The sequence below is a fragment of the Nonomuraea sp. NPDC049649 genome (genome assembly GCF_040675175.1).
Lineage (GTDB): Bacteria > Actinomycetota > Actinomycetes > Streptosporangiales > Streptosporangiaceae > Nonomuraea.
The window spans coordinates 150196-171107 of the sequence record NZ_JBFAOH010000004.1; the positions used below are offsets into that span (position 1 = coordinate 150196).

A 20912-nucleotide genomic window follows, 5' to 3' on the forward strand; every position below is an offset into this window, starting at 1 on the left:
GATTGCGACAGGCGCATGGGAATGCCTCATTTGGCGTCTCCGGAGCCCTGAGGTTTGAGGCCGAGGTAGGCGACGACCTTATTGGTGCTATCGAAGGTGGTTTCGAAACGATCGAGTAGATCGCTGACTCCTCCGATGCCGCGCGACCATTCGAGGAAGCTGCTGTACTCCGATGGGGACATGTCGGCGAATGCTTTGAGTTTCGGTGGGTTCCCGATCGCGAAACTTTGATCTTGCAAGCGAAGCCCGTCCAGCAGGCCCTTATTCAGCATCGCAGTAGCCAGCAACTGCTCCGCCAGCCTTCCCACTGCCAAGCGGTTGTTGGCCAGTGTCTGATAGGCCTCGTCCAGGCTCCGGTCTTGTTCGGACATGCGCTGGGCCACCTGGCGGGATATTTCATCATATGCAGCTCCAGTCAATTGCTCGTACCCCTTACCCGCCAGGTGCCCGAAGACTCCAGTAGCCAGCTCTCCCATCTGTTTGGCCCCTGGAACGGGAAGTAGACCTATCGTGTCACGCACCATCGTTTTCAGCGATTCATCTGTTTTCTGGTCGTCCATTCCTTGAGCGATCAAAATTTGGCGGCGTACTTCTAGGAGGTGATTGAAGGGAGTCGCCTCTTCGACAGCGCGGTCTGTCAGGAATTGGAGCGTGTCCGATATGTCAACCTGGCCGTTTCCATTGAGATCGAACCGCTGGACATCTGCCAAGGAGAAGCCTAGCTGCTGGGCGTTAGAGGCGTTGAGCCCGATGGGGGGAGCGGTGTCAAGCTCCGCGCGCATGTGCTCGACCTGGGCTCTCACAAGTGCTTCGAAGCCCTTGTCGTTGGATCCGGCCAGAACCAATGCGTAGGACATGTCCTCCGGGGCGATGTCGCCCCACACCGCGTGCGTCAGGTAGAGCCTGGACAATTGGTCGATGTTGGCGGAGATGGCGCGGGACAAGGGGTAGCTGAGCGGCGCGTATCGGTCGAAGAGTGCTCGGTCCTGTATTTGCAGTTGGTCGCCGCCGCCGGCGAAGGCTCCGCGCACCTGGTCGGTGAGGAGCTTGGTGAGCTCTACGGCCAGTTTTTGAGAGGTGGCGTCCTGGCCGGTTGTGGCGGTGATGAGCATGCCGGAGATGGGTTCGTAGTCGTCCAGGTAGCGGCTGGCTCCCCACCGGGTGGTCAGCAGGTAGTTCAGGATTGATTGGTTCCAGCCCGGTGGGGTGTGGTTCAGGAGGGCGTGGGATGCCTCGGGGCTGGACTTGGCGGCGTGGAAGAGGTTCTCCACCATTGAGGATCGGAGTGTGAGCGGGGCCTTCGGGGGCGCTCCAGGTCTGAGGAGGGGGCCGAGGGAGAGGGAGCCGGCGAGGTCGAGGATGGGGATCTGGTGCCAGGAGTAGGTTTGGCTCGTCGCCCAGGCGTCCGCGCGTTGCTCGCGTTCGTAGAGGATGACGTCGCGGCCGACGGTTTCCATGAACTCTTTCGAGTACGGAGGCTGGCCGTCGTGGGCGCGCCAGATGAGCGCCTGGGCCTGGTAGCCGAGGTACCGGCCGACGCCTGTGCCGTGCTGGGCGCGGCCCTCCGTGACCAGGTCCTGGAGGAAGGAGTCGCCCAGGTAGGCGGGATGTCTGGGGTTGGTGCCCTTGGCCAGGGCGGTGCTCAGCATGCTGAGGACGTTCCGGCCCGAGGTGGTGAGCCGGTCGCGGCGGCCGGGGTCGCTGCGGGACATGGCGTCGCGGAGCAGTGTGGCGACCGAGCCGGACATTCGCGTCACGCCCTGGGCGCCGATCATCCCGAGGAATGCCTTCACGAACTCCGAGTCCCCCGTCCGTGAGGCGTACTTTTCCAGTTCCGCCAGCGCCTTCTCGTCCCCGTTGGCGGCTTTCAGGGCGGCGCGGCCGGCGACGGTCCCGTCCAGGAGTCCCTTGGCCTCCTCCAGCCGGTCCGGCATTTCCAGAAAGCTGCCCGCGGGGGTGCTCCGGCCGAAGGTTACCTTCTGCCGCTGTAGCTCGTGGGCCAGTTTCTGCCGCCGCCGCAGGTCCTCCGCCTGCGTGGTGATCCGTCCGGCCAGCTTCCGCAGCCGGGCGGCAGGGGCGGTGTCCAGTCCGGCGCCCTGTAGTTCCCGGTGCAGCTTCTGGGCTAGTTCCTCCAACTGGCCCGCCGCCTGGGTGTGCTTGGTGGTCATCGTGTCGAACTCGGCCTGCTTGACACCGCTGAATCCGCTCATGGCCTGTCCGGAAGGGAAGCCAGCTTCTGGTTGGCGCTTTGCACGGCCTGTGTGAGCATCTCGTGCAGCTCGCGCTGGTCGGCGTGGACCTGTTCGCCGAACCGAGAGCCTGCCGGCCCCACCCATGCGTCGTTCTCCATCAGACGGCAGGAGGGTGTGAGCGCCCACCAGTGCTCGTCCGACAGTCGCTGGATCCGCTCCGCCGCGGCCCGCAGCGCGTCGCGATCGAGGTCAGCCACGATGATCCCCTCGTACGGCTCGCTCCATCAGGACCAGGTCAGGAGGCGGCGTCCCCCACGTCGTTCAGACCGTAATCAACAACGCGTCAACAGAACAAGCGAAAGGACGGTGAAAGTATGAGTGCGCCTGAGGTCTGTGGAGAAATGTACGGTTTGCTGAGGTGAGGCGGTGGCTGAAGGGCCATGAGCGGCGAGATGCCTCGCCAGGGAATGGCCTACGGTCAGCGGCTCCTAACAATGAAACCCTGGCCGTTGTCATTGAAACCAGCTGAAACGGCCAGGGTGATCTATCTCGTGGCTAGTCGAACTCGCCGTCCTTCACGCCGCAGATGAAGGCGGCCCACTCGCCCGACGTGAAGACGAGAACCGGTCCGTTGAGGGTCTTGCTGTCACGGACGCCTCGACGCCCGCCAGGGAGTTCGGCGACTTCGACGCAGTTGCCGCCATCGGGTCCGGACCTGGTGGACTTGCGCCACGTGGCTGTGTCGAGTTCTCGCGTCAGCTTGTCCATCGCTGCAGCGTCTCCTTGATCAGCTCCAGGGATTCGCGCTGGGACAGTGCTTCGGAGCGAATCGCCTCATATCTGTATGTTAGAACGCTCACGTCCTCGGGACGCTCTGTTACTCGGCTCATCACCCCAGCGGATTCGACATATGCCGTGTCGAATACGCCGCGTGCTTGCGCGATGGCGAACCCTCCCGCGAGCCCGGTTGTGGAATAAGCATGCAGAGGAAGGACCTGGACCGTGGTCCGGGGGGTTCGGCCGGCGTCGAGGAGGCGGGTGAGCTGCGCTGCCATCACGGCGGCGCTGCCGATGGGACGATGTAGGACCGCCTCGTCGATCACGGCCCACAGCAGCGGCGCCTTGGGCCGGGTGAGGATGCTCTGACGCTCCATGCGGGCGACCACCTGCTCCTCGACCTGTTCGGATGTCACGCCTACGTCGCCGCTCAGGATCGCCCTCGCATAGTCCTCGGTCTGGAGCAGCCCGGGCACCACCAGCGGCTCCCACGTGCGGATCGCCTCCGCCGTGGCCTCCACGTCGAGCCAGGGCCGGAACCAGGGTGGAGCCGATGCGTGGCTGACCATCGGCCAGAGCCGCATCAACGCCCCTTCCGCCTCCAGGGCTTCGTCGCAGCGGCGGGCGAAGTCCTCGGTAGGTGATCGCCTGGCTGTTTCGATCATGCTGATCGTGCCGACGGAGTAGGACACCGCCTTCGACAGCCTGATCTGGGACCAGCCTCGCGCCTTGCGGTGCCGCCGCAGTTCGAAGCCGAAGAGCGCGGTCGGTGAATCGGCGGGGCACAGCTCGCTTTCTTTGGGCACCTGACCTCCCGGGGGACTGCCACTTGTTTCAACAGGACTTTCATCGAAACGGTTGATGGCATAGCGAAGTCGCTCGGCTACTCATCGTAATCAGGGCTTGGGATGGTTGGAAGGTCGATCGAGGCCGACTTCTATCGAGCGGGTGAAGTGATGAAAGCAGCTAGCGCGGAGCCGAGGATCATCGGTTCGATCCAGCTGGCGGGCATTCGCGAGTCCGTTTCGTACGCCCGCTCGCAGGTGCGCGGCTGGCTCGGGAGCGATCACCCGGCACTCGATGACGTCGTGCTGGCGGTGTCCGAGCTGGTGACGAACGCGCTGCGGCACTCCGACGCCAGGCCGTACGACTTCATCGGCCTGACCGTCATGGACGAGGGCGGAGTGGTCCGAGTGCAGGTGCGGGACCCCGGCTCCGCGTTCTCCGGCCCGTACATCCGGCGAGAGCCGGACGCCGAGGACGGGCGCGGTCTGCTGATCGTCCGAGAGGTCTCCCGGGACTGGGGGGTTCAGGAGCACGGTCGCGGCCTGGGCCGTACGGTCTGGTGCGTCATCCCGGCAGGCGATTCCCGGTACCTTCCGGGTGAGGGCGGCGTGACATTCTGACGGGATGAGGATCGGGGTCACCGGGGCGACCGAACTATCGGTGGTGGCGTGGCCCGGAGGCTGGCCGCGGCCGGGGCGGGGCAGTCGCTGCTCGTACGAGATGCGAGCCGGGTGCCGCAGCTGCCCGGGGTCGAGGTCGCGGATGTGGAGTTCGGGAGAAGGTGCTCCGGGCGCTGCGAGGAGTCGAGGACGTGACCGCCATGCCCATCACACCGCCGACGTCGTCGCCGAGCACCGCCGCCAGGTCATCCCCTCACGATGTTCTGCGACCCGGTACATCGAGGCCGACCTTACGAGAATCGAGGACGAGGCTCTGGCCTGGGCTTACGCCACGGGATTACGGCCAAACTCGAGTCCTGATCCGGCGGGCCATCGGGCTCGGCCGGCGAATGCGGAGCCGGGCATGGCGGATCCTGTCGAGCGGGGACGCCTTCGTCATCGAAACGCGTCCCGCACGGAGGAGTTCGGCGTGGCTCAGCCGACCGGCGTCCCTGGAACGGGCTGTGCGCCGGTGATGGGCCGGGCGAGGAGGGACGCGTCGGCGGCGATGAGGACCGCGGCGATGAAGGTGGCGGCAGCGGCCGTCAGGGTGGCGCCGGTGATGCCCAGTGCGGCCGACAGGGCGCCGAAGCCGAAGGGCGCGACGGTGGCGCCGGTGTAGATGCCGACCTGGACGAGGTGCCCTGCGTTCTCGGCGCGCCCGGGCAGCAGGTGAATGGCGGAGGCCAGCAGCAGCCCGGTCCAGCCCCATCCGGCGGAGAAGGCCAGGACGGCGCCGATCAGGAACGTTGCCGGGCTCCCGAGCGAGATCAGCGCCAGCCCGGCCCCGCCCGACAGCATCATCGCGGTGATGACTGCCGGGTTGTGTCGGGGCGCTCGGTCGGTGAGGGCCCCGGCGATCAGTCGTACGGCGATGGCGATGACCGCGCTCATGGCCAGCAGGGTGCCGGTGACGTCGGTCGCCAGGCCCGAGTGGGTGCCGAGTTGGACGAAGTAGGAGGCCACGGCGTTGTTGCCGGTGGCTGACAGCGCGGCGGCGACCGCCCAGAGCACCAGCGCGCGTGAACGTGCGGCTCTGACGGGCTGGACGGCCCGCGCGGGCAGGCCGCCCCGGGTGAGTGGTGCCAGCGCGGCGGGAACGAGCGCCAGCAGCGCGGCGATCGTCAGGGCCGCTCGCCAGCCGTACGGTTGGACGACGAAGGCGACCAGCAGTCCGGGTACGAGGGTGGCGGCACCGAGGGCGGCGCCCACGATCCCGGCGGCCAGCGAGCGGCGGCGGGACGGGCTGCGTTCCGCGATGAAACGGCTCGCGGCGGGCTGGACGAGGCCGTTGCCGAGTCCACCGGCCAGCAGGGTCGCGAAGAGAGCCGCGGCCGAGGTGACCTGTGCGGCGAGCAGCATGGTGGCCGAGGCGAGGACGGATGCGGCGGCGAGCGTGATCGGGATCGGCAGCCGGGCCGCCACCCGCTTGGCGAGTGGCGATCCCAGTGCGGTGGCGGCGTAGAAGGCGCTCATCGCCAGGCCGACGGTGGTCGTCGGGATGTGGAGGTCGGCCTCGAGGGCGGGGGCCAGTGCGCCGACGGTGAACCCGGGCATCACGGTCGCGGTCGCGGTGAGCGAGGCGGCGATGACGCCGGGCCAGTGCCGTGTGGCGCTCATGCCGGGAACCAGGTGCCCTCGACCACGCGGCCGAACTGCACGTCGGCGAAGTGGATGCCGAAGCCGAGTACGTCCGGCGCGGTGAGTTCGCCGATCAGGCGGCGGCGGGAGGCGACGGCCTCGGCCGGGTCGTGGTCCGATGCGGCCGAGAGTTCGGGATGGGCGATCTGGACGGGCGAGTGCAGTGCGTCGCCGAAGGCGATCAACCGTCGTCCGCTGGAGCTGAGCACGTAGGCGGTGTGGCCGGGGGTGTGTCCGGGCGCGAGGGCGGCGCGGACTCCGGGGAAGATCTCCTCTCCGTCGGAGATGGTGCGGACCTGGGCGGCCAGTTCCGGGTTGCCGTCGGCCGCCCATTCCGGCGCGGCCACGAGGACCTCGGCGCCGCGGAAGGGCCGCGGGTGGTGCAGCAGCCAGCCGGTGTGGTCGAGGTGCAGGTGGGTCAGGGCCACCGCCTCGATCTCTTCGGGGCTGCGGCCGAGTTCGGCCAGGTTGTCGAGGAGGGCGCCGCCGCGGATGGCGCCGTGCGCGTTGCCGGGCTCGGCGGGAAGGAACACCGGGCCCACCCCGGCGTCGATGAGCAGGGCCCGGTCGCCGTGTTCCACCAGGAGCCCGCCGATGCTCGCCACCAGGTTGCCTCCCTCGTCGAGATATCCGGGAAGGCCGGCCCAGAACGTCTCGGTCGTCGCCGGCAGCCAGGAGAGCCCCGGCAACTGCACTACGCCGTCGGGCACGTAGCTCACCTTGAGTTCGCCGAGCTCAACAGTCCGGATGCCCGCAGGGCGGGTCGTCGTGTTCGTCACGGCGGAGAACGTTACAACTGCAATTATTCTAATTGCAAGTATTCAAGTTGGATGTATAGTCGGGCCATGAACGAGGCGGAACGGCTCGCGGAGGTGGAGCGCAACCTGTGCGGCCTGGTGAGCGGCACGGCTCGGCTGATCGAGGACCACGTGCGCGAACGGGCCGCCAAGCTCGGGCTGACCGCTCCGCAGGCCTCCGCCCTGCGCGAGCTCGCCGGTCCGATGACGCTGCGCGAGCTGTCCGATCGGATGGGCTGTGAGCCGTCCAATGCGACGTTCATCGCCGACAAGCTGGAAGGGCTCGGCCTGATCGAGCGCCACCCGCACCCTCGGGACCGGCGGGCCAAGCGGCTCGTCCTCACGCCGGAGGGGCAGGCGTTGCGTGAGCGGCTTCTGGACCTGCTCTCTGCGCATTCGCCGTTGGCGGCCCTGTCTCCGCAGGAGCAGGAGACGCTGCGCGACCTGCTGTTGCGCGCCCACGGTTCCTGACCGGTAAATAGTGAACGTTGCGTTTCTTGCGGGAGACGCCTACTCTCGATAGAGAACGAGTCGTACTCTAAAGGGGGGTGGCGGCGTGGTGGTCGTCCTGGTCGGGCTGATGCTCTGCATGCTGCTCGGCGCGCTCGATCAGACGATCATGACGCCCGCCCTGCCTGCCGTGGCCGGCGACCTCGGCGGGCTCGACCAGATGCCCGCCGTGATCACCGCCTACCTGGTGGCCGCGACCGTCGTGATGCCGGTGTACGGCAAGCTCGGCGACCGGTTCGGCCGCAAGCCGCTCATGCAGCTCGCCATCGTGATCTTCGTGGCGGGCGCGGTGCTCTGCGCCGTCGCGGAGACGATGCCGCAGTTCATCGCGTTCCGCGCGGTGCAGGGCGCCGGCGGGGGCGGGCTGATGATCGGCGCCCAGGCCATCATCGGCGAGGTCGTCAGCCCCCGCGAGCGCGGCCGCTACCTCGGGCTGATCGGCGCCGCCTACGTGGTGGCCGCGGTCGGCGGGCCGCTGGCCGGGGGGTTCCTGATCGACAGCGCCGGCTGGCGGTGGATCTTCGCGATCTACCCGCCGCTCGGGCTGCTCGCCTTCGCCGTGCTCACCGCCACGCTCAAGCTGCCCAGGCCCGTCTCGCGCGCGCCCGTCGACGTCGCGGGCGCGGTCACCCTCGGCCTGGCCGTCGTCGGCGTGGTCATGCTCGGCCAGACGCGGCACCCGGCCTTCCTCGGCCTGACCGTGCTCGCCGCCGGGGCCTGGCTGGTGACCGCGCGCCGGGCGGCCGACCCGATCCTGCCGCTCCGGCTGTTCAGGGACCGGGCCTTCGCCATCCCGGTGGCCGTCAGCCTGCTCATCGGGTTCGCGCTCTTCGGCACCGTCTCGTACATCCCCGCCTACCTGCAGATCGCGCACGGCGCCTCCGCCACCTCGGCGGGGCTGCTGGTCACCGCGCTCATGGCGGGCGTGCTGACCACCACCATCACCTCCGGCAGGCTCATCACCAAGACCGGCCGGTACAAGGGCTACCCCGTCGCGGGCACGGCGCTCGCCGGGATCGGGCTGGCCGTGCTGCCGCTGGCCGCCGCCGACGCCGGCGCGCTGGCCGGGGTGCTGGCGCTGATCGGGCTCGGTGTCGGGCTCGCCATGCAGGTCATGGTGCTGGCCGCGCAGAACGCGGTCGCCTACGCCGATCTGGGCACCGCCACCTCGTCGGTGACGTTCCTGCGCCAGATCGGCGCCTCGGCGGGGGTCGCCCTGGTCGGCGCGCTCATCACCTGGCGCTTCGCCGGGGGCGTGCCCGCCGCGGGCGAGCCGCTGGACGAGGCCGCGCGCGCCGCCTTCGCCGAGGCCGTCCCGCCCGTCTTCGCGGCCATGGCGCCGCTGCTCGGGGTGGCCTTCCTCCTCGCGCTGGCCCTGCCCGCGCGTCCCCTCCGCACCACCGCCCACGCCCAGGAGAAGTCATGACACTCGTCGTCCCGCTGCGTTCGGTCGGCCGCGGCGACCTCGCCCTCGCGGGCGGGAAGGGAGCCAACCTCGGGGAGCTGATCGCGGGCGGCTTCCCGGTCCCGGCCGGGTTCGTGGTCACCACCGCCGCCTACGACCTGGTCGCCGCCGGTCAGGCCACCCGCGCCCACTTCGAGCGGGTGGCGGTGCCCGGTCCGCTGCGCCGGGCGATCCTGGCCGCCTACCGGGAGCTCGGCGGCGGGCCGGTGGCCGTGCGCTCCAGCGCCACCGCCGAGGACCTGCCCGGCGCCGCGTTCGCCGGGCAGCAGGACACCTTCCTCAACGTCGTGGGCGAGGACGAGCTGATCGACGCGGTCCGCCGCTGCTGGGGCTCGCTCTGGTCCGAGCGCGCCGTCGCCTACCGCGACCGGCTCGGCATCGACCCCGCCGACGTGCGCATCGCGGTCGTGGTGCAGCGGATGGTGGCGGCGGAGGCGGCGGGCGTGCTGTTCACCGCCGACCCCGTCACCGGCGACCGCGGCCGGCTCGTCGCCGACGCGGGCACCGGGCTCGGCGAGGCGGTCGTCTCCGGTCTCGTCACGCCCGACCACTACGTGCTCACCCCGCAGGGCGAGGTCGTCTCGTACACGCCGGGCCGCCGCGAGGTGGTCGTCCGCGCGCTGGCGGGCGGCGGCGTCAGCCACGAGCGCGGCGACGGCGCCCCCGCCGGGCGGCTGCCCGGCGCGGCGCTGCGCGAGCTGGCCCGGCTCGGCACCGAGGCCGCCCGCCACTTCGGCCGCCCCCAGGACATCGAGTGGACGTACGCGGGCGGCGAGGTCAGTCTGGTGCAGGCCCGGCCGATGACCGCGCTGCCGCCGCCTCCGATCGGCAGGCTCGGCCCGCTCCGCCGCAAGCTCGCCACCGTTCTCATGGAGTACGTGCCGGTACGGCCCTATCCGATGGACATGTCCACCTGGGTGCCGCACGGCCCGGCGGGGCTGATGGCCAAGATCACCAGCTACTTCGGCCTGCGGCGGGCGTTCGAGGGCTTCCTGGAGGAAGAGGACGGCGTGGTCTACCGGCTGGTGCCGCCCCGCCCGCGCCCCTCGCCCAAGCTGCTCCTCGCGCCGCTGCTGATCGCCGCCAGAGCCCGCCGGTACGATCCCGCCCGGTGGACCGAGGACCCGCGCTTCCGGCGCTACCTCGACCACGTGCGCGAGCTGGAAGCGGTCGACCTGGGCGCGCTGCCCTGGCCGGAGCTGGTCAGGATGCCGCGCCGGGTGCTGGCCGCCGTGCAGCCGGTGGCCGATCTGCGCGTCGACTACCTGCCGGGCAGCGGGGTGGCGATGCTGCGGCTGCTGGCCGCGCTGAAGCTCCTCGGCCGGGCGGACCTGTTCGGCGACCTGATCGCGGGCGCCCGCACCCGCACCGGCGACGCGAACCGGGCCCTGGAGGAGCTGGCCGAGGAGGCCCGGCGGACCGGCGCGCTCGACCGGGACCCGCCGCCCGAGTCGTTCCAGGAGGAGCTGCGGCGGTTCCTCGCCGAGTACGGCCACCGGGAAGGCGTCAGCCCTCTCCTGGTCAGCCAGCCGACCTGGGCCGACGCGCCGGAGACCGTGCTCGGCCTGGTCAAGGTGCTGGCCGCCGCGCCGCCACGGTCCGCGCCCGGCGCCGGCGCGCTGGACCGGCTGCTCGCCCACCCGCGGCTGCGCGGGCGCAGGCGGGACAGGATGGTCGGCAAGGTGCGCGCCGCCCAGGCGGGCATGGCCTTCCGCGAGGACAGCCACTTCTCTTTCACCCTGCCGCTGCCCGTGCTGCGCCGGTCCCTCGTCGAGCTCGGCCGCAGGCTGCGCGACGCGGGCGTGCTCGACACCCCCGAGGACGTCTTCCACCTCAGGCTGGAGGAACTGGAGGAGATCGGTGACGCGGCCGCGCTCGGCGGCGAGCCCGGCAGGCGGCTGCGCGCCGCCGCGACCGCGCGGGCCGCCCGGCGCGAGGAGCTGGCCGGGGTGCGGCTCATCGATCCCAGGGCCGTCTTCCCCGCCCGCGACACCGGCGACGCGCTCGTCGCGGGCACGCCCGCGAGCTCCGGCACCGTCACCGGGCCGGTCACGGTGGTGCGCGGCCCGTCGGAGTTCGGCAGGCTCGCCGCCGGCGACGTGCTGGTCTGCCCGTACACCAACCCGTCGTGGACGCCGCTGTTCCAGCGGGCCGCCGCGGTGGTCGTCGACACCGGCGGCCTCGCCTCCCACGCCGCGATCGTGGCCAGGGAGTACGGGATCCCCGCCGTCATGGGCACCGGCGACGGCACGAGCCTGCTGGCCGACGGGCGGCAGGTCACGGTCGACGGCGACGCGGGCGTGGTCACGGAGGCTGGGTAGGATGCCGGAAATGGTCACCGACCACCGCAAACTGCCCCGCCGCCGCGGGGAGGAGCTCGCCGCCGCGATCTACCGGGCGACGCTGGACGAGCTGGCCGAGAGCGGCTACGCCAAGCTGACCATGGAACGCGTCGCCGAGCGGGCGCGGGCGAGCAAGGCGTCGCTCTACCGCCGCTGGCCCACCCGGGTCGCGCTGGTCATGGCGGCGGTCTACCACTCGCTGCCGAGTCTGTCCGAGGTCCCCGACACCGGCAGCCTCCGTGAAGACCTGCTGACGATGCTGCGCCGCACGGCCGAGATCCTGGGCGGCCCGGCGGGCGAGGCGATGCGCGGCCTGCTCGCCGAGGCGCTGGGCGACGAGACCGTGGCCCGTACCTTCCGGGAGAACTCGCAGGGCGCGGGCCGCAGGATGATGGCCGAGATCGCCCGCCGCGCCGTCGAGCGCGGCGAGATCCGCGCGGAGTCGGTCACGCCGCTCCGCCTCGACACCGGTCAGGCCCTGCTCAGGCAGCACTTCCTGTTCCAGGGGCCGCCCATCCCGGACCGGCTCGTGGTCGACATCGTGGACGAGGTGCTGGTCCCGCTGCTGACCCGCTAACCGTCCAGGCCCATGACCGCGGCCAGGGTGCGCATGGAGTGCTCGAAGGCGGTGCGCCGGGCCTCGATGGCGTTGTTGAGCTGGCCGAACAGTTCGAGGCTGACCCATCCGTACAGGCCGGTCCAGGCCGTGACCCCGCGGAAGACCAGCTCCTCCGGCAGGTCCGCCATGACCTCGCGCAGGTTCTCGGCGTCCGCCTTGAGCGTGCCGGGCGGGAGCGGGGCGAGCGGGGGCGGGTGCAGGGCGCCCGCCGCGTACGCCTCCCGCAGGATCGCGCCGAGCACGGTCACGTCGCGCAGCCGGGGCGGGACCGTGTCCTGCGGCGCGTGGTAGCCGGGCACCGGCGAGCCGTAGAGCAGCGCGTACTCGTGCGGGTTGGCCAGCGCCCAGTCGCGTAGCCCGTGGCAGGCCGCCAGCCACCGGCCGGGGAAGTCGTCGCGGGGGCAGGCGGCGTCGGCGCGCTCGACCGCCTCGCCGATCGCGTTGTAGCCGTCGATGATCAGCGTGGTGAGCAGGTCGTCGCGGCTCGGGAAGTAGCGGTAGATCGCCGACGACACCATGCCCATCTCGCGGGCGATCGCGCGCAGCGACAGCCCGCCCGCGCCCTCGGTGGCCAGCTGGCGGCGGGCGATCTCGGTGATTTCCCGGGTGAGCTCGGCTCGGACCCGTTCTCGGGCGGTACGGCTCGCTGTCATGCACAGCACGTTACCAGAGCGCTCGCCAGAAACGAGAGCACTGCTCTTGACAACTGGTGCTCTTTGGAGAGAGCATCGCTCTCGTAAGGGAACGGTAGTCACTCCGGAGGTCCGCGTGCTCGCCGTCGCCAAAGGCGTCAACATGGCGCTGATGTTCTTCCTGGAAGTGGGCGTGCTCATCTCCGCGGGCTACTGGGGGTTCACGCTGAGCCCGAGCTGGGCAGTCAGGCTCGTGGCGGGGCTCGGCGCGCCCGCGCTGTTCATCGCCGCCTGGGCCCTGTTCGGGGCGGGCGGAGGCGAGAACGCGGTCTTCCCGCTCACCGGCCTGGCCCGCGCGGCGCTGGAGATCCTCTGGTTCGGCGGCGGCGCGCTGGCGCTCTACGCCGCCGGCGCCGCCGTTCCCGCCGGGGCGCTCGCCGCTCTCTTCGTCGTCAACGCGGTTCTCCGCATCGTCTGGAAGCAGGTCTGATCATGGGCAAGCACGTCGTCGTGGGCTACGGGCAGGTCGGTACGCACCTGGCCCGCAAGCTCCTGGAGCGCGGCCACGAGGTCACGGTCGTGACCCGGTCCGGCCGCGGGCCCGAGGGAGCCGTCAAGGTGGCCGCCGACATCGCCGACCAGCGGCGCCTCATCGAGGCGGCCGAGGGCGCGGACGTGCTCTACAACTGCGTCAACCCGCCGTACCACCGCTGGCACACCGACTGGCCGCCGATGGCCGCCTCCTTCCTGGCCGCGGCCGAGGCCAGCGGCGCGGTGCTGGCGATCCTCGGCAACCTCTACCCGTACGGCCCGGTCACCGGGCCGATGACCGAGGACCTGCCGCTCGCCTCCACCAACGCCAAGGCGCGGGTCCGGGCCCGTATGTGGGAGGACGCGCTGGCCGCCCACCGGGCCGGCCGGATCCGGGTCACCGAGGTGCGCGGCTCCGACTTCTTCGGCCCCGGCGCCACCGACCAGTCCTACCTGGGTACCCGGTTCGTCCCGGCGCTCAAGGCGGGCAAGCCCATCCAGTCAGTGTGGCCGCTCGACGTCCCGCACAGCTGGACCTACCTGCCGGACGTGGCCGAGGCGCTGATCGTCGCGGGCGGCGACGAACGGGCCTGGGGGAAGCCCTGGCACGTGCCGACCGCGGAGCCGATGACCTTCCGCGAGGTGGGGGAGCGGATGGCCCGCCTGATCGGCAGGCCCGCGCCGAAGTTCGCCCGGATCCCGTGGCCGCTGGTGCGGGCGCTCGGCCTCTTCTCGCCGATGCTCGGCGAGCTGCGGCACATCCGCTACCAGTTCGTCGCGCCGTACATCCTCGACTCCTCCGCCTTCCAGCAGACCTTCGGCGTCACGCCCACCCCCCTCGACGAGGCGCTGAAGGCTACGCTCGACGCGTGAGAATCGCCATGATCGGGCTCGGCGACATCGCGGAGAAGGCCTACCTGCCGGTGCTCGCCGCCCACCCCGGGATCGACCTCCACCTGTGCACCCGTAACGCTGAGAGGCTGCGCCGCCTCGGCGAGGCCCACCGGATCGAGCGGCGGTCCGCCACGGTCGAGGAGGTGGTCAAAGCCGGCGTGGACGCGGCCTTCGTGCACGCCGCCACCCCGGCCCACCCGGAGATCGTGGAGACGCTGCTGTCGGCGGGGGTGCACGTGTACGTGGACAAGCCGCTCGCCGACAACCTGGCCGGCTGCGAGCGGCTGGCGGCGCTGGCCGAGGCCGAGGGCCGGTCGCTCATGGTGGGCTTCAACCGCCGCTACGCGCCCGGCTACGCCGCGCTGACCGAGCTGCCCCGCCACCTGGTGCTGATGGAGAAGAACCGGGAGCGCCAGCCCGACGTCCCGCGCCGGGTGGTCTTCGACGACTTCATCCACGTCGTCGACACCCTGCGGTTCCTGGCCCCGGGCGAGGTCACCGGCACCCGCTTCCGCACCCGGGTGAACGGCGACGGGCTGCTGGAACACGTCGTGCTGGAGCTGTCCGGCGACGGCTTCACCGCCATCGGCGTGATGAACCGGGCGAGCGGGGCCGCCGAGGAGAGCTGCGAGGTGATGGGCGACGGCGTCAAGCGCCGCGTGGTCAACCTCGGCGACGTGATCGACTACGCGGGCGGCGAGACGCTGCGGCGGCGGCCCGACTGGGTGCCGGTCGCCCGCCAGCGCGGCATCGAGGCGATCTGCCGGGAGTTCCTGGCCGCCGTGGGGGAGGGCCGCCTGATCACCGCCGATGACGCCCTGGTCACCCACGCGCTCTGCGAGGAGATCGTCACTTCGACCGGAGCATGACCCGGTCCGCCTGCTCGTACAGGCGGGTGAACGGCTCGCCGCCGAGCCGGCTGAGCACGGTGAAGCCCTTGGTGTCGCGGAGCGGGCTGGAGGAGGAGACCACGCCGGCCACCGCCCCCTCGTAGAGGGCGGGGCCGCCGCTGCCGCCGGCCGCGGCGTGGCAGTTCCGGGTCACCAGCACGCCCGGCCCGCGCTCGGTGCCCTCGACCGCGTCGCCGAGGCAGCGGTACATCCGGTTGCCCGGATACCGCTTGCCCATCGGGTAGCCGAGCAGCTCCAGCCCGCGCAGCGAGGTGCCCCGGCCGGTGGCCAGCGTGCGCAGGCCGGTCCCGGTCACGTCCTCCAGCCGGCCGGCGGGCTTGACCTCCACCCCGGCCAGGCCGATGTCGTAGGGCAGCAGCGCGGGCCCGAACGACCGGCCCCGCCAGCGCGGCGGCACCCAGGCCCGCTCCACCTTCCACACGCCGTGGGCCGTCCGGCCCCGGTCGTAGCCGGGCATGAACGCCAGCTGCTCCAGCATCCTGCCCCGGTGGTAGAGGCAGTGCGCGGCGGTCAGCACCAGGCTGCGGCTGCGGGAGTGCAGCACGGTGCCGCCGCACATGATGTGCTCGCCGGTCACCCGGTCGCGGCCGACCAGGACGCCGGTCAGCGCCCGGGCACCCGTCAGGGGCCGCGGCACCGGGGCGTAGCCCAGCCGGTCGCCGTGGGGCGTGAGCACCTTGCGCGCGGGAATGTTCCACCGCTGCGGCTCGGCCACGCCGGAGGGTTCGAGCAGGGCCAGACAGAGCACCAACCTCAACACCCACCTACTCTTAGCAGGAAACGATCAGCGCTCTGATCTGCGACATCAGGATTTACCCAACCTGGATGCGGAAAGTGGGCCCGCCCGCGGACGGGCGGGCCGGTCTTCACGGCTCGTGTGGGTGGAGGCCGCACACGCGGAAAGTCTCACGGCTCTCGCGGGCAGAGGCCGCGGATGCGGAAAGGGGGCCTGCCCCAGGACGGGGCAGGCCGGTTCTCATGGGTGGCGGCTCTTACGGGTAGAGGCCGCGCATGCGGTGGGCCTCGGCGACGCGGCCGACGCCGATGACGTGCGCCGCCTCGCGGAGGGTGAGGTCGCGCTCGGCGGCGACCGACTTCACCTCGCCGTAGGCGCTCTCCATCATGTCGCGCAGCTTGCGCTCGATCTGGCTCTCGGTCCAGGAGAAGGCCTGCAGGTTCTGCACCCACTCCAGGTACGACACGATCACGCCGCCCGCGTTGGCCAGGATGTCGGGCACGATCACGGTGCCGTTCGCGGCCAGGATGCGGTCGGCCTCCGGCGTGGTGGGGCCGTTGGCGCCCTCCACGATCAGGCGGGCCCGGACCCGGGGCGCGTTCGCCTCGGTGATGGCGCCCTCCAGCGCGGCCGGGACCAGCACGTCGACGTCCAGCTCCAGCAGCTCGTCCAGGCCGAGCTCGTCGGCGTCGCGGTAGCCGCGCACCATCCCGGTCTCGGCGACCCAGGCCCGCAGCGCGGCCACGTCGAGGCCGTCCGCCGCGTACACGCCTCCCGTCACGTCGGAGATCGCGACGACCTTGCAGCCCGCGTCGGCGAGGAACTGCGCGGCTCCCGCGCCGACCTTGCCGAAGCCCTGCACCGCGACCGTCACGCCCTCGGGCGCGCGGCCGAGCGCGGCCAGGGCGGCGATCTGCACGCCGCGCGAGGTGGCGGCGGCGCGGCCGAGCGAGCCGCCGAGCGTCATCGGCTTGCCGGTGACCACCCCGGGCACCGCGTAGCCGGCGCTGACGCTGTAGGTGTCCATGATCCAGGCCATGGTCTGCTCGTTCGTGCCGACGTCGGGGGCCGGGATGTCCTTGTCCGGCCCGATCAGCGGCAGGATCTCGCTGACGTAGCGGCGGGTGAGCCGCTCCAGTTCCTGGGTGGTGTATTGGGCGGGGTCGACGGTGACGCCGCCTTTGGCGCCGCCGTACGGGACTCCGACCAGCGCGCACTTCCATGTCATCCACATGGCGAGCGCGGTCACTTCGTCGATGTCGGTGGCGGGGTGGAAGCGGATGCCGCCCTTGGCCGGGCCCCGGGTGACGTTGTGCTGGACCCGGTAGCCCTGGACCACGTCCATGTTGCCGTCGTCGCGGCGGACGGGCACCGACACGGTCAGCGACCTGCGGGGCGTGGCGAGCATAGTGCGCAGGCCGTCGTCGAGCCCCAGCCGTTCGGCTGCGCGGTCGAGCTGGAAGAGAGCGGATTCGAGGGCTTCGTGGCCCGCGGACTGTGCCGGCGTCGTTGACGGCACCATGACACTCATGGAAGAGATTCCTCCTGTTTTGTACGTCTATTGACGGGTAAGGCGCCTTTGCCGGAAACCCTTTTAGACGTTGTTGTACGGACAAATCGTAGAACGGGGTAATAGGTAATGTGCGCTCCCCGTGAAATCCAAGCCGCTGATCCAGAAGCTCGGAAGATTCCACTCTGGCAGGCTTGTGGCCCAGAGTGTGCCGAACTGGCGAAGTGGAGGGTGTGATGCCCGCACTGGTGGTCGGGCCGATGCTGCGCTACGTGGATTCTGGCAGCGCTTCGATCTTCGTGGAGACCGATGAGCCGTGCACGGTCGCCGTCGAGGCCGCCGACAGTTCGTACGAAGCATCGACCTTTACCGTTCACGGTCATCACTACGCGATCGTCGACATGACGGAGCTTTCCCAGAATGTCGACTCCTATGCCGTCACCCTGAATGACCAGCGCGTATGGCCGCTGGAAGGCAGCCCGCCCAGCCGGATCCGGCTCATCCCGCCCGAGGGCCCGGCCCGGCTCGCGTTCGGCTCCTGCCGCACCACCGCGCCGCACGACACCGCGCACGTGCTCATCCACGGGTACGACGTGCTGCGCTCCTACGGCTGCCATCTGGCCACGGCCGCCGACGCGGAATGGCCCGACCTGCTGCTGCTCCTCGGCGACCAGGTCTACGCCGACAGCCCGTCGCCCGACATGCTGGAGTACATCCGCGCGCGCCGCGACACCGAGCCGAAGGACGAGATCGCCGACTTCGAGGAGTACGCCGAGCTCTACCGCAGGGCGTGGACCGACCCGGACATCCGGTGGCTGCTGTCGACCGTACCGAGTGCGATGATCTTCGACGACCACGACCTGCGCGACGACTGGAACACCTCCCAGACCTGGCGCGAGCAGATGGCCGAGACCGGCTGGTGGAGCCGCCGGGTCGTGGCCGGGCTCGGCGCCTACTGGGTCTACCAGCACCTCGGCAACCTCTCCCCGCGGGAGCGGGCCGCCGACCCGCTGCTGCGCAAGCTCCTCGACGGCGGCGGCGACGGCGCGGCCGAGCTGGACGCGTTCGCCTCGCAGGCCGACGCCGAGCCGGGCAGCAACCGGTGGAGCTACTCCCGCGACCTCGGCCACACCCGGCTCATCATGATCGACACCCGGTGCGCCAGGCAGCTCACCCCCGGCGACCGGCGCATGCTCGACCCCGGCGAGCAGGCCTGGCTGGAAGAGGAGATCACCCGGCCCGCCGACCGGCTGATCATCGGCTCGTCCATCCCGTTCCTGCTCCCCGAGGGCGTGCACGGCGTGCAGAACTGGAACGAGGCTCTCTGCGACGGCGCCTGGGGCCGCCGCGCCGCCCGCGTGTCCGAGGCCTTCCGCCAGGCGATCGACCTCGAACACTGGGCCGCGTTCCGGCGCTCCTTCGAGGACGTGGCGCGGCTGCTCGCCGGGCTGGGCAGGCCGGTGCTGATCCTCTCGGGCGACGTCCACTACTCCTACGTCGCCAAGGTCCGCACCGGCCCGATCTACCAGATCGTCTGCTCGCCCATCCGCAACCCGCTCAGCCGGCTGCTGCGCTGGGCCAACGTGTTCACCCAGTTCGGCATCGCCACGCTGATCGGCGGCATGCTGGCGCGCTCGGCGCGGGTGCCCCGGCCGCCCTTCCGGTGGCGGATCGTCAAGGGGCCGTGGTTCCAGAACGCGCTCGCCACCCTCACCTTCCCCGCCGCCGACGCCACCTGGTACGAATCCACCGGCGACGACGTGCGGAAGATCGGCACCGTACGGCTGGAGTGAGCTCAGCGCAGGCCCTCGACCGTCTCGGCGAGACGGTCGAGCGCCCAGCGCAGGTCCTCCTCGGAGATGACGATCGGCGGCGCGAGCCGGATCGTCGACCCGTGAGTGTCCTTGGCCAGCACACCGCGCGCCATCAGCGCCTCCGACACCTCGCGGCCCGTGCCCAGCGACGGGTCGATGTCCACGCCCGCCCACAGCCCGCGCCCGCGGACCGTCACCACGCCGCGGCCGACCAGCTCGCGCAGCCGGGCGTGCATGATCTCGCCCAGCTCCGCCGCCCGGGCCTGGAACTCGCCCGTCCGCAGCAGCTCCACGACCGCGCTGCCGACCGCGCAGGCCAGCGGGTTGCCGCCGAACGTGGACCCGTGCTGCCCCGGCTTGATCACGCCGAGCACGTCCTCGTCCGCGGCGATCGCCGAGACCGGCACCACGCCGCCGCCGAGCGCCTTGCCCAGCACGTAGACGTCGGGCACCACGTTCTCGTGGTCGCAGGCGAACGTCCGGCCGGTGCGGCCCAGCCCCGACTGGATCTCGTCGGCGATCATCAGCACGTTCCGCTCGGTGCAGAGCTCGCGCACCTGGGTGAGGAAGCCGTCCGGCGGGACCAGCACCCCGGCCTCGCCCTGGATCGGCTCCAGGAGCACCGCCACCGTGTTGTCGTCCATGGCCGAGCGGATCGCGTCGGCGGAACCGTACTTCACGACCGAGAAGCCGGGCGTGTAGGGGCCGTAGTCGGCGCGGGCGTCCGGGTCGGTGGAGAAGCTGACGATCGTGGTGGTGCGGCCGTGGAAGTTGTCCTCCATCACCACGATGTTGGCCTTGTCGCGCTCGACCCCCTTGACCAGGTAGCCCCACTTGCGGGCCACCTTGATCGCGGTCTCCACGGCCTCGGCGCCGGTGTTCATCGGCAGGATCATGTCCTTGCCGGTCAGGTCGCCCAGTCCGGCGCAGAACCGGGCGAACTGGTCGTGGTAGAAGGCGCGGCTGGTCAGCGTCAGGTTCCTCAGCTGCTCCTGGGCCGCCGCGAGGATCGTCTCGTTGCCGTGGCCGAAGTTGAGCGAGGAGTAGCCGGACAGGAAGTCGAGGTACCGCCGGCCCTCGACGTCGGTCACCCAGGCGCCGCGCGCCTCGCGGATGACCACGGGCAGCGGATGGTAGTTGTGCGCGCTGCGGCGCTCGCTGACTTCGATCAGCTCCGCGGTGATCGTCATGTCAGTTGTCCCCCCTGATCTCGAGTGTGCAGCACTTGGGGCCGCCACCCGCCTTGCGCAGCTCCGACAGGTCGACCGGAACCACCTCGTACCCGCGCCGCTTCAGCTCAAGCTGGAGATCGCTCGCCTCGATGTTGATCACCACGTGGGTGCCGTCGCTGACCGCGTTGAGCCCCAGCACGGCGGCGTCGGCGGCGGTGGCGAGCACCGCGTCGGGGAACAGCCGCCGCAGCACCTCGCGGCTGCCCTCCGAGAAGGCCTCTGGATAGTAGGCGACGTTCCGGCCGTCGAGCGGGAACAGCGCCGTGTCGAGGTGGTAGTAGCGCGGGTCCACCAGCCGCAGCGAGACCACCGGCCGGCCCAGGAACTCCTGCGCCTCCAGATGCGCCTCCGTGCGGGTGCGGAAACCGGTGCCCGCCAGGATGACCTCGTCCAGGACGAGGAAGTCGCCCTCACCCTCGTTCACATGCTCCGGCTCGTGCACGGGGTAGCCGCGCTCGGCGAACCAGCGCCGATAGGCCGGCGCCTCCTCGGCCCGCTGCGGGAACGCGAACCGCGCGCCGTACACCCGGCCGCCGGCCACCAGCGCCCCGTTGGCCGCGAAGACCATGTCGGGCAGGCCCTCGATCGGCTCGATCAGGTTCACTTCATGTCCGAGGCTCTCGTACGCCGACTTGAGGCCCTCCCACTGCCGGATCGCCAGGGCGCGGTCGGCGCCCGCGGCGGGATCCATCCACGGATTGATCGCGTATTCCACCGCGAAGTGCTCCGGGGGGCACATGAGAAAGCGTCTGCGCATGCAACGGCTCCGTCGTCATCGTCGGACTGTTTTCCCAGGTCAGGGATCGAGGCCAGCCTAAGAACAGCGCCGTGCAGCGGGAAGAGGGTCCGATTGCGTCTACGCGC

General features: G+C 70.9%; 21 protein-coding genes. 10 read left to right on the forward strand and 11 right to left on the reverse strand.

Annotation, left to right across the window (positions count from 1 at the left end):
• Positions 1-26 precede the first annotated feature (26 nt).
• From AB0J42_RS07880 to AB0J42_RS07895, 4 genes are all read right to left on the reverse strand, one after another.
• On the reverse strand, positions 27-2210 hold the full coding sequence (locus AB0J42_RS07880; RefSeq protein ID WP_364290131.1) for a hypothetical protein: 2184 nt from the start codon (positions 2208-2210) through the stop codon (positions 27-29).
• Positions 2207-2449 carry a hypothetical protein gene (locus AB0J42_RS07885; protein WP_364290133.1) on the reverse strand — a complete coding sequence of 81 codons (243 nt, stop codon included), beginning with the start codon at positions 2447-2449 and terminating at the stop codon, positions 2207-2209. The genes AB0J42_RS07880 and AB0J42_RS07885 overlap by 4 nt, the downstream gene beginning before the upstream one ends.
• Before the next feature lie 298 nt (positions 2450-2747).
• Positions 2748-2960, reverse strand: coding sequence for a DUF397 domain-containing protein (locus AB0J42_RS07890; protein ID WP_364290135.1), 213 nt, complete (start codon positions 2958-2960; stop codon positions 2748-2750).
• Positions 2948-3775, reverse strand: a complete 828-nt coding sequence (locus AB0J42_RS07895; RefSeq protein ID WP_364290137.1) for a helix-turn-helix transcriptional regulator — start codon at positions 3773-3775, stop codon at positions 2948-2950. Before AB0J42_RS07895 ends, AB0J42_RS07890 begins: the two co-directional genes overlap by 13 nt.
• Positions 3776-3925: 150 nt before the next feature.
• On the opposite strand from AB0J42_RS07895, the gene AB0J42_RS07900 reads away from it, so the two are divergent.
• Positions 3926-4375, forward strand: a complete 450-nt coding sequence (locus AB0J42_RS07900; protein ID WP_364290139.1) for an ATP-binding protein — start codon at positions 3926-3928, stop codon at positions 4373-4375.
• A 48-nt stretch (positions 4376-4423) separates the two neighbouring features.
• The gene (locus AB0J42_RS07905; protein ID WP_364290141.1) at positions 4424-4570 is read left to right on the forward strand and encodes a hypothetical protein; all 147 of its coding nucleotides are present in this window, start codon (positions 4424-4426) and stop codon (positions 4568-4570) included.
• 279 nt (positions 4571-4849) lie between these two features.
• Here AB0J42_RS07905 and AB0J42_RS07910 read toward each other — a convergent pair whose 3' ends face one another.
• Together AB0J42_RS07910 and AB0J42_RS07915 are read right to left on the reverse strand one after the other, a co-directional pair.
• Complete coding sequence (locus AB0J42_RS07910; protein ID WP_364290143.1) at positions 4850-6034, reverse strand: MFS transporter; 1185 nt, start codon at positions 6032-6034, stop codon at positions 4850-4852.
• A complete protein-coding gene (locus tag AB0J42_RS07915) occupies positions 6031-6834 on the reverse strand; it encodes an MBL fold metallo-hydrolase (protein WP_364290145.1) in 804 nt (267 codons plus the stop codon). Before AB0J42_RS07915 ends, AB0J42_RS07910 begins: the two co-directional genes overlap by 4 nt.
• A gap of 66 nt (positions 6835-6900) precedes the next feature.
• On the opposite strand from AB0J42_RS07915, the gene AB0J42_RS07920 reads away from it, so the two are divergent.
• The 4 genes from AB0J42_RS07920 (at position 6901) to AB0J42_RS07935 (ending at position 11746) form a co-directional block, all read left to right on the forward strand.
• Positions 6901-7323: a MarR family transcriptional regulator gene (locus AB0J42_RS07920; protein ID WP_364290146.1), complete on the forward strand. Its 423-nt coding sequence runs from the start codon at positions 6901-6903 to the stop codon at positions 7321-7323.
• Positions 7324-7408: 85 nt separating this feature from the next.
• Positions 7409-8788: an MFS transporter gene (locus AB0J42_RS07925; protein WP_364290148.1), complete on the forward strand. Its 1380-nt coding sequence runs from the start codon at positions 7409-7411 to the stop codon at positions 8786-8788.
• Positions 8785-11148: a PEP/pyruvate-binding domain-containing protein gene (locus AB0J42_RS07930; protein ID WP_364290150.1), complete on the forward strand. Its 2364-nt coding sequence runs from the start codon at positions 8785-8787 to the stop codon at positions 11146-11148. The genes AB0J42_RS07925 and AB0J42_RS07930 overlap by 4 nt, the downstream gene beginning before the upstream one ends.
• 10 nt (positions 11149-11158) lie before the next feature.
• Positions 11159-11746: a TetR/AcrR family transcriptional regulator gene (locus AB0J42_RS07935; RefSeq protein ID WP_364290152.1), complete on the forward strand. Its 588-nt coding sequence runs from the start codon at positions 11159-11161 to the stop codon at positions 11744-11746.
• Here AB0J42_RS07935 and AB0J42_RS07940 read toward each other — a convergent pair.
• Positions 11743-12441: a TetR/AcrR family transcriptional regulator gene (locus AB0J42_RS07940; RefSeq protein ID WP_364290154.1), complete on the reverse strand. Its 699-nt coding sequence runs from the start codon at positions 12439-12441 to the stop codon at positions 11743-11745. The two genes, AB0J42_RS07935 and AB0J42_RS07940, sit on opposite strands and share 4 nt — an antisense overlap.
• 115 nt (positions 12442-12556) lie before the next feature.
• On the opposite strand from AB0J42_RS07940, the gene AB0J42_RS07945 reads away from it, so the two are divergent.
• Genes AB0J42_RS07945 through AB0J42_RS07955 form a run of 3 tightly spaced genes read left to right on the forward strand, consistent with a single transcriptional unit; the run spans position 12557 to position 14714 of the window.
• Positions 12557-12910, forward strand: coding sequence for a YrdB family protein (locus tag AB0J42_RS07945; RefSeq protein WP_364290156.1), 354 nt, complete (start codon positions 12557-12559; stop codon positions 12908-12910).
• Positions 12911-12912: 2 nt separating this feature from the next.
• A complete protein-coding gene (locus AB0J42_RS07950; protein ID WP_364290158.1) occupies positions 12913-13824 on the forward strand; it encodes an NAD-dependent epimerase/dehydratase family protein in 912 nt (303 codons plus the stop codon).
• On the forward strand, positions 13821-14714 hold the full coding sequence (locus tag AB0J42_RS07955; RefSeq protein ID WP_364290159.1) for a Gfo/Idh/MocA family oxidoreductase: 894 nt from the start codon (positions 13821-13823) through the stop codon (positions 14712-14714). Before AB0J42_RS07950 ends, AB0J42_RS07955 begins: the two co-directional genes overlap by 4 nt.
• Here the strand turns inward: AB0J42_RS07955 and AB0J42_RS07960 are convergent.
• Entirely contained in the window at positions 14695-15516 is an 822-nt protein-coding gene (locus tag AB0J42_RS07960) for a trypsin-like serine protease (RefSeq protein ID WP_364290161.1), read from the reverse strand. The genes AB0J42_RS07955 and AB0J42_RS07960 overlap by 20 nt on opposite strands.
• A gap of 232 nt (positions 15517-15748) precedes the next feature.
• On the reverse strand, positions 15749-17023 hold the full coding sequence (locus tag AB0J42_RS07965; protein WP_364290162.1) for a Glu/Leu/Phe/Val dehydrogenase: 1275 nt from the start codon (positions 17021-17023) through the stop codon (positions 15749-15751).
• Positions 17024-17238: 215 nt separating this feature from the next.
• Here AB0J42_RS07965 and AB0J42_RS07970 point away from each other — a divergent pair, with 215 nt between their 5' ends.
• Complete coding sequence (locus tag AB0J42_RS07970) at positions 17239-18795, forward strand: alkaline phosphatase D family protein (protein WP_364290164.1); 1557 nt, start codon at positions 17239-17241, stop codon at positions 18793-18795.
• A gap of 2 nt (positions 18796-18797) precedes the next feature.
• On the opposite strand, the gene rocD is transcribed toward AB0J42_RS07970, so the two are convergent.
• Both rocD and ddaH read right to left on the reverse strand, forming a co-directional pair.
• A complete protein-coding gene (rocD, locus tag AB0J42_RS07975) occupies positions 18798-20006 on the reverse strand; it encodes an ornithine--oxo-acid transaminase (RefSeq protein ID WP_364290166.1) in 1209 nt (402 codons plus the stop codon).
• Position 20007: 1 nt separating this feature from the next.
• The gene (gene ddaH, locus AB0J42_RS07980) at positions 20008-20805 is read right to left on the reverse strand and encodes a dimethylargininase (RefSeq protein WP_364290168.1); all 798 of its coding nucleotides are present in this window, start codon (positions 20803-20805) and stop codon (positions 20008-20010) included.
• Between the last annotated feature and the right edge of the window lie 107 nt (positions 20806-20912).

Coding starts and splice junctions, on each gene's coding strand:
- AB0J42_RS07900 (WP_364290139.1), top strand. CDS start 3,926: ATGAAAGCAGCTAGCGCGGAGCCGAGGATCATCGGTTCGATCCAGCTG.
- AB0J42_RS07935 (WP_364290152.1), top strand. CDS start 11,159: ATGGTCACCGACCACCGCAAACTGCCCCGCCGCCGCGGGGAGGAGCTC.
- AB0J42_RS07910 (WP_364290143.1), bottom strand. CDS start 6,034: ATGAGCGCCACACGGCACTGGCCCGGCGTCATCGCCGCCTCGCTCACC.
- AB0J42_RS07930 (WP_364290150.1), top strand. CDS start 8,785: ATGACACTCGTCGTCCCGCTGCGTTCGGTCGGCCGCGGCGACCTCGCC.
- AB0J42_RS07940 (WP_364290154.1), bottom strand. CDS start 12,441: ATGACAGCGAGCCGTACCGCCCGAGAACGGGTCCGAGCCGAGCTCACC.
- AB0J42_RS07880 (WP_364290131.1), bottom strand. CDS start 2,210: ATGAGCGGATTCAGCGGTGTCAAGCAGGCCGAGTTCGACACGATGACC.
- ddaH (WP_364290168.1), bottom strand. CDS start 20,805: ATGCGCAGACGCTTTCTCATGTGCCCCCCGGAGCACTTCGCGGTGGAA.
- AB0J42_RS07920 (WP_364290146.1), top strand. CDS start 6,901: ATGAACGAGGCGGAACGGCTCGCGGAGGTGGAGCGCAACCTGTGCGGC.
- AB0J42_RS07950 (WP_364290158.1), top strand. CDS start 12,913: ATGGGCAAGCACGTCGTCGTGGGCTACGGGCAGGTCGGTACGCACCTG.
- AB0J42_RS07965 (WP_364290162.1), bottom strand. CDS start 17,023: ATGAGTGTCATGGTGCCGTCAACGACGCCGGCACAGTCCGCGGGCCAC.
- AB0J42_RS07890 (WP_364290135.1), bottom strand. CDS start 2,960: ATGGACAAGCTGACGCGAGAACTCGACACAGCCACGTGGCGCAAGTCC.
- AB0J42_RS07970 (WP_364290164.1), top strand. CDS start 17,239: ATGCCCGCACTGGTGGTCGGGCCGATGCTGCGCTACGTGGATTCTGGC.
- rocD (WP_364290166.1), bottom strand. CDS start 20,006: ATGACGATCACCGCGGAGCTGATCGAAGTCAGCGAGCGCCGCAGCGCG.